10 protein-coding genes are annotated in these 13,233 nt (G+C 38.3%); 6 read left to right on the plus strand and 4 right to left on the minus strand.

The window, feature by feature from the left end; translation table 11 throughout:
• Nucleotide 1: 1 nt before the first annotated feature.
• Nucleotides 2–1,246 (minus strand): hypothetical protein, encoded by a 1,245-nt coding sequence (locus ACJJVM_RS03930; protein ID WP_405210875.1) that lies wholly within the window; start codon nucleotides 1,244–1,246, stop codon nucleotides 2–4.
• A gap of 108 nt (nucleotides 1,247–1,354) precedes the next feature.
• Nucleotides 1,355–2,713: a 30S ribosomal protein S12 methylthiotransferase RimO gene (gene rimO, locus ACJJVM_RS03935; RefSeq protein WP_405210876.1), complete on the minus strand. Its 1,359-nt coding sequence runs from the start codon at nucleotides 2,711–2,713 to the stop codon at nucleotides 1,355–1,357.
• 159 nt (nucleotides 2,714–2,872) lie between these two features.
• Between rimO and ACJJVM_RS03940 the strand changes: the two genes are divergently transcribed.
• The gene (locus tag ACJJVM_RS03940) at nucleotides 2,873–3,997 is read left to right on the plus strand and encodes a serine hydrolase domain-containing protein (RefSeq protein ID WP_405210877.1); all 1,125 of its coding nucleotides are present in this window, start codon (nucleotides 2,873–2,875) and stop codon (nucleotides 3,995–3,997) included.
• An 8-nt stretch (nucleotides 3,998–4,005) separates the two neighbouring features.
• Here ACJJVM_RS03940 and ACJJVM_RS03945 read toward each other — a convergent pair whose 3' ends face one another.
• Both ACJJVM_RS03945 and ftsY read right to left on the minus strand, forming a co-directional pair.
• Nucleotides 4,006–4,338 carry a hypothetical protein gene (locus tag ACJJVM_RS03945; protein ID WP_405210878.1) on the minus strand — a complete coding sequence of 111 codons (333 nt, stop codon included), beginning with the start codon at nucleotides 4,336–4,338 and terminating at the stop codon, nucleotides 4,006–4,008.
• A 13-nt stretch (nucleotides 4,339–4,351) separates the two neighbouring features.
• On the minus strand, nucleotides 4,352–5,305 hold the full coding sequence (gene ftsY / locus ACJJVM_RS03950) for a signal recognition particle-docking protein FtsY (RefSeq protein WP_035327777.1): 954 nt from the start codon (nucleotides 5,303–5,305) through the stop codon (nucleotides 4,352–4,354).
• A 263-nt stretch (nucleotides 5,306–5,568) separates the two neighbouring features.
• On the opposite strand from ftsY, the gene murC reads away from it, so the two are divergent.
• The 5 genes from murC (at nucleotide 5,569) to ACJJVM_RS03975 (ending at nucleotide 12,813) form a co-directional block, all read left to right on the plus strand.
• Nucleotides 5,569–6,921, plus strand: a complete 1,353-nt coding sequence (gene murC / locus ACJJVM_RS03955; RefSeq protein ID WP_405210879.1) for a UDP-N-acetylmuramate--L-alanine ligase — start codon at nucleotides 5,569–5,571, stop codon at nucleotides 6,919–6,921.
• Nucleotides 6,922–6,972: 51 nt separating this feature from the next.
• Nucleotides 6,973–8,319, plus strand: coding sequence for a hypothetical protein (locus ACJJVM_RS03960; protein WP_405210880.1), 1,347 nt, complete (start codon nucleotides 6,973–6,975; stop codon nucleotides 8,317–8,319).
• A gap of 80 nt (nucleotides 8,320–8,399) precedes the next feature.
• Nucleotides 8,400–9,536, plus strand: a complete 1,137-nt coding sequence (locus ACJJVM_RS03965) for a DinB family protein (protein WP_405210881.1) — start codon at nucleotides 8,400–8,402, stop codon at nucleotides 9,534–9,536.
• A gap of 195 nt (nucleotides 9,537–9,731) precedes the next feature.
• Nucleotides 9,732–11,675: a DNA topoisomerase (ATP-hydrolyzing) subunit B gene (gene gyrB, locus ACJJVM_RS03970; RefSeq protein ID WP_298352104.1), complete on the plus strand. Its 1,944-nt coding sequence runs from the start codon at nucleotides 9,732–9,734 to the stop codon at nucleotides 11,673–11,675.
• 133 nt (nucleotides 11,676–11,808) lie between these two features.
• Nucleotides 11,809–12,813, plus strand: a complete 1,005-nt coding sequence (locus tag ACJJVM_RS03975) for a DUF6588 family protein (RefSeq protein WP_405210882.1) — start codon at nucleotides 11,809–11,811, stop codon at nucleotides 12,811–12,813.
• The last annotated feature ends 420 nt before the right edge of the window (nucleotides 12,814–13,233 follow it).

Genomic DNA, 13,233 nt, shown 5'->3' on the forward strand with positions numbered 1-13,233 from the left:
ACTATCCCATCTCAAAGCGTACCATCTTGACCTTGCTGTTGTCACCATTAAGATCTGTCCAGGCGACAAAAATCGAATCGCCTACAACCTCTAGTTGTGGGAAGCCGCTTTGTCGTTCGGCAGAGGTATTGGTTACTGTCACTGGGGCATCGTGTGTGCCATCTACATATACTCGGGCTACTTGAAGCACTACGTTTTCACCCATTGGTTCTAACCACGAGATGAGGGCGCTTCCATCACTCATAAAATCTGTATCTACTCTACCTATTGCGTTTCCATTATCTATACGGATTGCACCTCCAAAAGAGGCTCCATTATCATTTGAAAAAGCCGTGAGCACTCTAGGAGCATCACCCTCTGCAGTAAACCAACTCACCACCACATTTTCTTCTTTGGTTGCTATTGCAGGTCCGTTTACGGGGCAACCGTTAAGTTCCCAATTATCATTACCTATAACCATAGGTTTTGACCACGCTCCATCTACCCATCGCACAATTGCCATATCTCGTATCTCTGGTGTGGTGTCTGAGCGATCTCTGTAAACGGCAACCGGTCCATTATTTGTAATAGCCGTTGCTGTATTACAGCAGTCACAAACGCGACTATCTATCTCTGTATCTTGAGTTATATTTCCCTCTAAATCTATGTAGGCATTGCGGAGCGTCATTTGGTTTTTACTCTTGTCTTCGTTTTTTGTATTTCTACCATCAAGCCAAGTAGCATAAAAACCTCCATCATATGCTTGTATAGATACAAATCCGTGCTCTGCATCTACGCCATCTGTATTGAGTAGGAAATCATCTTTAATAACCGCATCGCCTTTTGACAATTGAAGCTTTATATTATAATCATAAGTGCCCTCTGCAGATTTTTCTAGGATATTAGTAAGCACGTAATCACCATTTACTCCTAGGGCTGGAAAATCTGCCCAGTTTACAAACCAATTATCTCCAGATGTAATGGCTCTAGGTTGGCTCCACTTGGCACTATCATAACTAGCATATTTTAAAATTGCCATCTTGTCTTCTTGCTCCACCCAAGTCATATGTAATTTACCGCCACTCGACTTAAGTCTAGGTAAATGAGATTTTCCTGTAGAGGGTAGTTGTATCGCAGTGAGTGATGCATTGGTAGTAGACGCAGCTATTGCTGGCTTTTCTGTTACTGGGGCAACCTCAGTTTGATTAGACTCTTTGCAAGAGGTGATAAGGATAAAAGCAAAAAATACTAGATAAATAATACGCATAAAAAAGGCTTTTTTAGTGCTACAAATGTAAGCCTTGCAAACAAACTCTTACACACAAAAAAGCCCTTCAAAACATTTGTTCCAAAAGGCTTTTTGTAAATTAATTTACTACTTCTTATTTTTGGTAGCACGTTTTGCGTGCAATGCTTGTGGTCGCTCTAGGGCTACAAGTGGCTCTGCATACAGATCAAAATCTTCTGCCTCTGTTACTTTTACCATTGCGTAGTCTCCAGTTTTTAAATAAAACTTAGTCGCATCAACTAGCACCTCGTTATCTACATCTGGTGAGTCAAATTCTGTACGACCTATAAAGAAGTTTCCTTCTTTACGGTCTACTACAATCTTGAACTCCTTCCCTATTTTCTGCTGATTGAGCTCCCAAGAAATTTGTGATTGGATCTCCATAATCTGGTTTGCACGATCCATTTTTACATCCTCTGGCACATCGTCCTCTAGATTATATGCGTGTGTATTTTCCTCGTGTGAGTATGTAAAGCATCCTAAACGCTCAAAACGTTGATCTTTTACCCATTGCTTCAGCGTTTGGAAATCTTCTTCGGTTTCTCCAGGATATCCTACAATAAGCGTAGTTCTTATGGTCATCTCTGGTACGCTTTCGCGAAAGCGTTCTAACAACGCATTTGTCTTTGCCATTGTTGTACCACGTCGCATAGATTTTAAGATAGGATCTGCAATGTGTTGCAACGGAATATCAAGGTAGTTACACACCTTAGGCTCACGCTTCATCACATCAAGTACATCTACCGGGAATCCAGAAGGAAATGCATAGTGTAGACGAATCCACTCTATACCTTCCACTTGAACAAGGTTTTCAAGAAGCTCTGCTAGGTTGCGTTTTTTATATAAATCAAGACCGTAATACGTAAGATCTTGTGCGATAAGGATTAACTCTGTCACCCCATTTGCAGCAAGTTTTTTTGCTTCTACTACGAGGTGTTCAATAGATTTTGACTTGTGCTTACCTCTCATTAAAGGAATTGCACAGAAAGAACAAGGGCGGTCACAGCCTTCGGCTATTTTTAGGTAGGCGTAGTTTTTTGGTGTAGTTGTGATACGCTCACCTATAAGCTCGTGTTTATAGTCTGCTCCAAGTGCTTTAAGTAATCCTGGTAGCTCTGTTGTTCCAAAATACTGATCTACATCTGGAATCTCCTTTTGAAGGTCTGGCTTGTAACGCTCAGAAAGACATCCTGTAACAAATACCTTGTCTACATCACCTTCTTCTTTTTGCTTTACGTACTCAAGAATGGTGTTTACAGACTCCTCTTTTGCATTATCTATAAAACCACAGGTGTTAATCACAACGATGTTACCATCTTCTTCGTGAGCAACATCCATCTCATTTGCTTTAAGTTGGCCCATTAAGACCTCACTATCATAAACGTTTTTTGAGCAACCTAGAGTTACTACGTTTATCTTATTCTTCTTCAATGATTTTGTACGCATAGCCTTCCTTTTAAGGGAGTGCAAAGATAAGCCAAATAACATAGTAAATAGCACCTTGATATTTTACACCTTTTGATAGCTCTAAAAACTGCCAATTCCTTAATTATGAGAGCTACATTAATCCTTTTTTATATTTTAGAGTCCTATCATAAAGCCTCAATGATGCGTTACCTATATTTCTTATTACTTATAAGTCTATCGTGTTCAACTACAGATAATGAAATCATTACAGATGATACGATTATTATAACTGACGAAACCATCGCAGAAGAGCCAGATGATACTGGCGAGACTAATAATCTATACTTCCCTCCTATCGCAGGTGACACTTGGGAAGTGACAAGCCCGTCTACTCTTAACTGGAATCTTACAGCCTTACAAGATCTTACTGATTATGTAGCAGAAAATAACAGCAAAGCTTTTATCATCCTTAAAGATGGAAAAATAGTAGTAGAGAATTATTATCAAGATACAGACGAAACCACAAGCCATCGCTGGAATAGCGCTGCAAAAACGCTCACGGCTTACACCGTAGGTATTGCACAACAAGAAGGCTACTTATCTATAAATGATGCTTCCAGCAATTACCTAGGCACGGGATGGACTACTATGACTCCAGAACAAGAAGCGGCGGTAACAATACGTAACCAACTCACGATGACCAGCGGAGGAGACTATACAGTAGACGATACCAACTGCTCTGACCCTGAGTGTCTGCTGTACCTGAATGATGCTGGTGCCGAGTGGTACTATCATAACGCTTTTTACACCTTATTACAAGACGTGGTAACAGCAGCTGTACCCGATGATTTTAATACCTACTATGACAATAAGCTTAAGTCACAAACTGGTATGACGGGTGCCTGGGTGCCTTTTGGCTATTTTAGATTATACTTTAGCACAGCTCGAAGTATGGCGCGTTTTGGACTACTCACGCTCAATGAAGGAAATTGGGACGGAAACCAATTAATAAATCCCGAATACTTTACAGAAATGACAACGCCTTCTCAAGATATTAATGAAGCTTACGGATATCTCTGGTGGCTTAATGGGCAAGACAGCTATAGACTACCCGGCACCACGACAACATTTACAGGAAAATTAATCCCTACCGCTCCAGATGACCTTATCGCTGGTTTAGGTAAAGATGATCAAAAAGTATATGTTTTACCTAGTGAAGGACTGGTAGTAATACGCCTAGGCGATGCAACCGAAGAGTCATTATTAGGTCCTTCCGGTTTTGATACAGATTTATGGGAAAAAATAATGGAGGTTATCAACTAATAGCTTAATTATTGAAAAGGATTAACCCACATCAAGAAACCGTAGATAAAAAACTTAGTAGACTCAAATATAATCACCGCAATTACGGGTACCCACCAGTATTGTGAAGCAATCGCTCCTTTAAGGATTCTCCATATATAAAATATAATGAGACTGTAAAAGGCAATAAATATATAGTGAGGAAAAGCGGTGTACTGCGCTAAATATTTAGGCACAAGGTCACTCCTAACTGCAGTGTATGCTGTATAGACGCTATACAGGTTAAGTAATAAGAAACCAATAGCAACCACTCGTAAGGTGCGCAACGTAAGCTCTGGAAGCCACCTAAAATCGAGTTTCATAAAAAGTGAAGGCTTACTTAAAGAAACTATCTACAAACTCTACTTTATTAAAGACTTGTAAATCTTCGATACCTTCTCCTACTCCAATGTATTTTACAGGGATTTGAAACTGATCAGAAATTCCTATCACCACACCACCTTTTGCGGTACCATCTAGTTTTGTTACGGCTAGCGAAGTCACCTCTGTAGCTGCTGTAAATTGTTTTGCTTGTTCAAAGGCGTTTTGACCTGTAGAACCATCAAGTACAAGAAGTACATCGTGAGGAGCATCTCCCACTACCTTTTGCATCACACGCTTCACCTTAGTAAGCTCGTTCATAAGGTTTACCTTATTGTGTAATCTCCCGGCAGTGTCTATAATAATTACATCTGCATCTTGTTTTACGCCACTCTCTAGTGCGTCAAAGGCTACTGAGGCTGGGTCACTTCCCATTTGTTGTTTTACAATAGGTACATCTACTCGATCTGCCCACACCTGCAGTTGATCTATCGCTGCTGCTCTAAACGTATCTGCCGCACCAAGCACCACTTTTTTACCTTGCTTTTTAAACTGGTAAGCAAGCTTTCCTATAGTAGTTGTTTTTCCCACACCGTTTACACCTACCACCATAATCACGTGTGGTTTATTTTGCGATGGGATTTCAAATTCGGTTGCGTTACCTGTGTTTGTCTCACTTAGTAGACCGGCAATTTCTTCACGTAGTATCCTGTTAAGCTCATCTGTACCTACATACTTATCTTTGGCCACACGCTCTTCTATACGCGTGATTACTTTAAGCGTGGTTTTTACACCCACATCACTGGTAACAAGCACTTCTTCAAGATTATCAAGTACATCATCATCTACCTTAGACTTTCCGGCAACTGCCTTGCTCATCTTATCAAAGAAGCTCGTTTTTGTTTTCTCTAGCCCTTTATCAAGGGTTTCTTTTTTTTCTTTTGAAAATATTTTCTTGAAGAAACTCATTTGGTTGTGCGTTTTCTGTGTTCCGTAAGCAGAACGTTGGTATCGGTTAGACAAAAATAGTGCCTTTTACTGAGAATGTCGTTATGTCAGTACAGACAACTCGCAGAGAGTCAATATTTCTGCATAAACAAACGCCTTTTTGCAGTCGTAACAGTGTTTTTGTTACGCTTTCGCGAAAGCGTACTCACACTCAAAATAGAACTTATAATACTCGCACATTTGGAATCGAAATCTTATTTTTACGATAAAGACTTTTACAACATATGAACATTCATTTTATAGCCATAGGTGGAGCCGCAATGCACAATCTAGCACTTGCTTTACATCACAAAGGGGAGACCGTAACAGGTAGTGACGACACGATTTTTGATCCGTCAAAATCTCGACTTGAAAAATATGGACTATTACCTGAAGCATTTGGCTGGTTTCCAGAAAAAATAACAAGCGACCTCGATGCTGTTATTTTAGGAATGCACGCAAAAGAAGACAACCCAGAGCTACTCAAAGCACAAGAACTAGGTCTCAACATTTACTCATATCCAGAATATCTATATGAGCGTGCAAAAGACAAAACTAGGGTCGTTATAGGAGGATCTCACGGTAAAACCACCATCACCTCTATGATACTGCACGTGATGCATTACTGGGATAAAGAGGTAGATTATATGGTGGGTGCACAGCTAGAAGGCTTTGACACGATGGTGAGAATGACAGATGATGCAGATTTTATGGTGCTAGAAGGTGATGAGTATCTGAGTAGCCCTATAGATCGCAGACCAAAATTTCACTTATACAAGCCTAATATTGCTCTACTAAGCGGTATTGCTTGGGATCATATTAATGTCTTTCCCACGTTTGACAATTATGTGGAGCAGTTTCAGATTTTTGTAGACTCAATGACAAACGGTGGTGCAATGGTGTACAATACCGAAGATGAAAATGTGGTAAAAGTAGTAGAGAATGCCACTGCTCACATTAAAAAATATCCTTACCAAACACCTGAGTACACGGTAGAGGATGGTGAGACCCTACTAGAAACTCCAGATGGTGCGATGCCTATAGAAGTTTTTGGGAAACATAATCTCAATAACCTAGCCGGTGCCAAATGGATCTGCCAGCATATGGGTGTTGTAGAAGAAGATTTTTATGAAGCCATCTCAACCTTTACAGGAGCCAGCAAGCGACTAGAACTTATCGCCAAAAGTAAAAACACGGTTATTTACAAAGACTTTGCGCATAGTCCTTCTAAAGTAGCTGCAACTACAAGCGCCGTAAAAGAACAATATGGTGACCGTACTGTTGTAGCCTGCCTAGAGCTTCATACTTACAGCAGTCTTAATCCTGAGTTTTTAAGCGAATATCAAGGAGCACTAGATGCTGCAGATGTGGCGGTGGTTTTTTACTCACCAAAGGCTGTCGAAATCAAAAAATTAGAACCTATCACAGCGCAGCAAATCGCAGCAGCATTTAAACGTGATGACCTTACCATATTTACAGACCCCGCAGATTTTAAAGCATTTCTATTTGAACAAGAGCTTAAAAATAAAGCCATACTGCTTATGAGTAGTGGGAATTATGGCGGCTTAGATTTTGAGGAGGTTAAGGGGATGGTGTAACAATTACAAGTTTATCACTACCAACTTAGGACACAATCTAGCAACACACATTTGGGTTCAAAGAAATTTCTTCATAAAATAACGCTACAAGAATTCTCAAAAAGAAAATTCTTATTAGGTATTGTTTTAGGGATTTTAACCGCTGTTATCTTCTATTACTTCTTGCAGTATCTTTTTATACTCCTGAGAAGCGTACACTTAGCATTTGTATATAACGCAGATAATACTCTAGATACAGATACACGGAATTATATTGCGCTATTCTTTTCTTCAATTTCTGTCGCGCTAGGAAACACAATTAGCATAGCTTTTATTTTTTCTGGAACTGACAGAAATAGTCAAAAAAGAAAAGCTGGAAGGAGAATTATAAATGACCAAAGTGCTCTTACCCCAACTGCAATATTCTGGATTTTAAAGATTTTAGTCCTCACAATAGGAAGCATTATAATATCCCACAGTTCCATAGTATTTAAGGAGTTTGCTTATGCAATAGCATTATTACCCATAGTTTTATTCTTTGACCAAGTAAAAAGTCTAAGGAGATTTTTAAAAGGGTATACAATCGCAAAAATGAGTATTCACTTTGCTATACTGAGTCTACTAGTATTTATCATCGCTTTGAGTAACGTAAAAACTTATGATAAGCAAGGCAATCTTCAAGCTATAACTGGATCATTTGCAAATATTCCAGAATTTAAACTTGAGATCGAGTATAGTGAAGACATATTTATGGATTCACATCAGAATCAAATTAGATTTAAAGTCACAGAGAAGAATGATAGTATCAAATTTTTTGGATGGGATCGTTTCTTGACTTATCACGACGTCCAGATGTCTATCCTAGAATCTAAACAATCTCATTATAGATATGATGCTGTTTTCTATATTGATAAATCTATCAAATGGAATAAACTAGACACATTATTTGACAAACTTCTATTAATCAATGCAAATAATATATTAATTACAATTACAAACTCTGGGACACTATTAGAAACTTATTACAAACGTCATATTGTATTATCTAAAGAACTTTATAACAAATGGTCTAACTCAAAGGACTATCCTCCCCCTCCACCACCACCCCGATTTTTTGAAGAATTTATACTAGATAAAAACGTAGACACTTTAAATATTGCTTCATTTAAAAACACTAAGACATCCATCGAAGATTCGATATTCTCATATATCTATGAAGGCGCACAAAGTAATACTGCGTTTGTATTTTCCATTAACCAAGATATTTCAGTAGAAGAATATTTAGAATTTATGATAGGTTACAAAAAAGCTATCTATAAGTTGAGAACTGATTACAATAATCATCCTCAACTAAGAGATGATGCTTCTGCAAAATCCAAATATCCTATGATTTACAAAGATGTACTGATTAATCATTGATTTTTCAAACATATCATTTTGTAACAAAACCCCTATCTTGCTACTAATAAAGCCAGTAAGAACTCAATCAAGTCAATCCAATGAAATTTATTCCAACTCTTATCGTATTACTCTGCTGCGCATTTATTGCAAAAGCTCAGCAATCTCAAGTATCAAACAGCTGGACGGCCTTTTCTCAATCTATAGATATGAGTATGGACCAGGAGCGCAAATTTATTCTTAAAGCAGCTGTAAAGGCAGAAATTGCAGACTCCACAGCTTGGGCAGGACTATGGGCCAGAGTAGATATGAAGAATAATGAGAACGGCTTTTTTGATAATATGGGTGATAGACCTATCAGAGATCCAGAGTGGAAAGAATATACCATTGAAGGAACCATAGGTAAAAATGCAGAACGATTACTTATAGGTGGTTTGATGCTATCTGATGGAACGTTCTATTTTGATAACTTCTCTTTACAAATAGAGGACAGTAACGGCATAATGACAGGTTTTCCACTAGGAAATGCCGACTTTGAAAAAACAGCAAAGGGAGAGAAAATAGATTCTTGGGCAGAAGGTATAGGCGGCACAAACAGCAGTTCTGTACTAGAGTACACACTAGAATCATCTAGCGATGCTTTTTCCGGAGCACACTCCCTGATGATAACAGGAGAAGGTACCGAAACTATGGACTTTGGCCCAGCCGAAATTAAATCTGAAGATGGTTATGCTCCACAGCTAGGTGTTTTAATATCAATGCTAGATGATTTGAAAGAGCGAGTTGAGTATAGAGTAAAAGGAATGTCTCAGCACGAGATAGATCATCTACACGATGAGAATGCAAATCGCATAGGTGCACTCGTAATGCACCTAGCTGCAGCAGAGGCATTTTACCAAGTAAGAACATTTGAAAACAGAGGCTTTAATGAAGAGGAAGCCAAAAAGTGGGGACTAGCCTTAGACTTAGGTAAAAAGGCTCAAGAGGAGTTTAAAGGCAAGCCTGTGAGCTATTATCTAGAGGAGTTTACAAAAGTTAGAGAGCGCACTAAAGCCCTTTTTAAGTCTGCAAGTGACGAGTGGCTTCTTGAAGAAGTACCTAGTTATGGGATGAATAATTACTACGCCTGGTTTCACGTAATGGAACACCAGTCGAGTCACTTAGGTCAGGTTTTATTTCTTGCAAAACGCATTCCGCCAGAGGCAGAGATCAATGCGCCAACTGAGATGAAAAATTAAAGCTTTATAGATATTTAAAGATCATAATTCCGCTTTCGCGAAAGCGTAAAAATGCACCTCACAAATTACGCTAAAAAGAGGCTTGTATTTTTCCACAAAATGTTAATAACTTCAAGGGTTTTCGAGGGTTTTTAAGACCTTTCTGGAGACCCTTTCTTTATATTTGTTTTTAGACAATATTTTAAGAATTATAATATGAGCGACGACGCTAATAAAAAGCAATATTCGGCAGATAGTATTCAGGCCCTTGAGGGAATGGAGCACGTACGTATGCGTCCTTCGATGTATATTGGAGATGTAGGAGTTAGAGGTTTGCACCACTTAGTATATGAGGTGGTAGACAACTCTATTGATGAGGCTATGGGAGGTTACTGTGACGCTATAGATGTTACTATTAACGAGGATAACTCAATCACGGTACGAGATAATGGTCGTGGTATCCCTGTAGGGATTCATAAAAAAGAAGGCGTATCTGCATTACAAGTAGTAATGACTAAGATAGGTGCCGGTGGTAAATTTGACAAAGACTCTTATAAGGTTTCTGGTGGTCTACACGGGGTAGGTGTATCTTGTGTGAATGCACTTTCTAACCATCTTAAAGCTACGGTTTATAAAGAAGGTAAAGTATGGGAGCAAGAGTATGAACGTGGTAAAGCATTATACCCAGTAAAAGCTATAGGTGATACAGATTTTACAGGTACCGAAGTTACCTTTACTCCAGATGATTCTATCTTCCAGCAAACTACAGAGTACAATTATGACACGCTTGCTTCAAGATTAAGAGAACTGGCTTACCTTAATAAAGGTATCACTGTAACACTTACAGACAAGCGAAATAAGAAAGAAGATGGTGAGTTTGAAAATGAAACTTTTCACTCTAATGAAGGTCTTTCAGAATTTGTACGTTTCTTAGATGGTAACCGTAACCCTATTATAGGGAACGTTATCTCTATGGAGGGAGAGAAAAATGGTGTCCCTGTAGAAGTGGCTATGATTTATAATGATAGCTATGCAGAGAACTTACACTCATATGTAAACAACATTAACACACACGAAGGAGGAACACACCTTGCAGGTTTTCGTCGTGGTCTTACGGGATCACTCAAGAAATTTGCAGATGCCTCTGGAATGCTAGATAAACTTAAGTTTGACATTGCGGGAGATGATTTCCGTGAGGGTCTTACAGCTATTATTTCTGTAAAGGTTAGTGAGCCACAATTTGAAGGGCAAACTAAAACAAAACTAGGTAACCGTGAGGTTACATCTGCAGTATCTCAAGCAGTGGCAGAGATGATTGAGATCTATATGGAAGAAAACCCGAATGATGCTAAGACCATTGTTCAAAAGGTAATTCTTGCAGCTCAAGCTCGTCACGCAGCAAAGAAAGCGCGTGAGATGGTGCAACGTAAGACGGTGATGAGTATAGGTGGTTTACCTGGAAAATTATCTGACTGTTCTGAAACAGATCCTGCAGTTTGTGAAGTATTTCTTGTTGAGGGAGACTCGGCAGGTGGAACGGCTAAGCAAGGTCGTGACCGTGAGTTTCAAGCCATTTTACCACTACGTGGTAAGATCTTGAACGTTGAGAAAGCAATGCAGCATAAAGTTTTTGAAAACGAAGAGATTAAAAATATCTTCACCGCTCTTGGTGTAACTATAGGTACGGAGGAAGATAGTAAAGCACTTAACCTTTCAAAACTTAGATATCACAAAGTAGTTATTATGTGTGATGCCGATGTAGATGGTAGTCACATTTCTACTCTTATTCTTACTTTCTTCTTCCGTTATATGAGAGAGCTAGTAGAAAAAGGTTTTGTATACATCGCAACACCACCATTATACTTGGTTAAAAAAGGTCAGAAAAAGCAATATGCTTGGGATGATAAAGAACGTGATGCGATAGCAGATAGATTAGGGAATCAAGGTGTATCTATACAGCGATACAAAGGTCTTGGAGAGATGAATGCAGAGCAGCTTTGGGATACAACTATGAATCCTGAGTTTAGAACGCTACGCCAGGTTGCCATAGATAATGGTACAGAGGCAGATAGAATATTCTCTATGCTTATGGGTGACGAGGTACCACCTCGCCGTGAGTTTATCGAGAAGAATGCTATCTATGCAAACATAGACGCTTAAACACTCTTAATTATATACGTAAAAGGCTCTAAACTTAGGTTTAGAGCCTTTTTTTATTTTAAATAGCATTACCAATTCTCTAATAGTTTGATAAATAGTATTTTCCCATATTCCTACTGAAACCTATATGATTATGAAACTAAAACTACTCCTTTGCATTTTCAATTTAATTATTTGCACTTCGCTTCAAGCCCAATCTGTTTTTGAAGATGTAGAAAACACAGTACAAGACCTAGTTTATATTTCTGAAGGTTTTATTACACCCGGTGCAGAGGCAAGCTCATTTCAATCTTCTGCAGCTTGGGTAGATAATGCCCGCTCATTAGGATTATTCGAAACCAAAATTTCTTTGCACTTTAATACGCTATTTACTCCCAATAATAAGCGTAGTTTTGAAGTCTCAAATTCGGATTTCAATAATTTCGTCATTCGTGACGGTTCGAGCAGTGCTATCATACCGAGTGCATTAGGTGGTGAGACTTCTACGTTTTTTGATTTTACCATAGGCGATGAACCTAATGAATTACAAGCTTTTGAAGGTGTACAACAAAGTGTGCTTTTCCACCCCTTTTTACAGACCTCTATAGGTCTATGGAAAAAGACAGAGATCACTCTACGTTATTCCCCTAGAATACCCATTGAAGACGCTGCATATAATATTTATGGTATAGGCGTTAAACACAACCTCAATCAATACAGCTCTCAACAAGAAAATTCAGAATCACTGCAGTATGCTATTGCTGCTTCATACGCTCGGTTTGACTTAAGAATAAAATTAGATGCTTTTACTATAGACAATCCAGATGACGCAGAGACAACTCCCCTTCTAGAAGTAGATGGTATGGATATAGCTTCAAATTCGATGCTTTTTCAATTTATAACCTCGAAGAGACATAAGAAATTTGAGTTTATGGGTAACTTAGGAATAACAGTGAGCAATTATGATTTTTCGCTCAATGGTCAAGAAAGTCAGTTCTTATCTATTTTAAATCAGCTAGTAGAAAAAATTGATACTCAAAAAATCGCTATAAGAGGTGAGATTGGGGTGAGCTATCATTTCTCAAAGTGGAGCTTATCTCACATCTTAACGGTAGGGAGATTTACAAATTCTAACATAGGAATTCTCTACAGATTATAAATACGTTATGACTCAACCTTACTTTAAAAAACATCGTCTAAAAACACTTTATAATCGATTAAATACACAAAAGAATTATGAGGGTATGATTTTAATCCCGTAATGTTTTGAGGTTTAAGAAATATTTAAATTGCACCCGTATATGATTAGTGTTCTGCACTAATCGCTATTTTCTTATGATTAGATGTAGGGGTTTAATTTTAAAGAATTTAGTCATACTTAAATCCTCGCTATCTAATAGTGGGGATTTTTTTTTAAAACCGCCTACTTACAAGAGATGCACATTATCGACTAAAATCAAATTTTTAATCGATAAAATACATATTTAATCGATTAAAAACACATTTAAGTAAGTTTGAAGCTGGTTTGTATTAACAAGCAATCGCTTTTCTAAAGTCGTCTTACATTTACACCAGCGTA

This window comes from Dokdonia sp. Asnod2-E02 (assembly GCF_045063915.1).
Classification (GTDB): domain Bacteria; phylum Bacteroidota; class Bacteroidia; order Flavobacteriales; family Flavobacteriaceae; genus Dokdonia.

Coding starts and splice junctions, on each gene's coding strand:
- ACJJVM_RS03930 (WP_405210875.1), bottom strand. CDS start 1,246: ATGCGTATTATTTATCTAGTATTTTTTGCTTTTATCCTTATCACCTCT.
- rimO (WP_405210876.1), bottom strand. CDS start 2,713: ATGCGTACAAAATCATTGAAGAAGAATAAGATAAACGTAGTAACTCTA.
- ACJJVM_RS03940 (WP_405210877.1), top strand. CDS start 2,873: ATGATGCGTTACCTATATTTCTTATTACTTATAAGTCTATCGTGTTCA.
- ACJJVM_RS03945 (WP_405210878.1), bottom strand. CDS start 4,338: ATGAAACTCGATTTTAGGTGGCTTCCAGAGCTTACGTTGCGCACCTTA.
- ftsY (WP_035327777.1), bottom strand. CDS start 5,305: ATGAGTTTCTTCAAGAAAATATTTTCAAAAGAAAAAAAAGAAACCCTT.
- murC (WP_405210879.1), top strand. CDS start 5,569: ATGAACATTCATTTTATAGCCATAGGTGGAGCCGCAATGCACAATCTA.
- ACJJVM_RS03965 (WP_405210881.1), top strand. CDS start 8,400: ATGAAATTTATTCCAACTCTTATCGTATTACTCTGCTGCGCATTTATT.
- gyrB (WP_298352104.1), top strand. CDS start 9,732: ATGAGCGACGACGCTAATAAAAAGCAATATTCGGCAGATAGTATTCAG.
- ACJJVM_RS03975 (WP_405210882.1), top strand. CDS start 11,809: ATGAAACTAAAACTACTCCTTTGCATTTTCAATTTAATTATTTGCACT.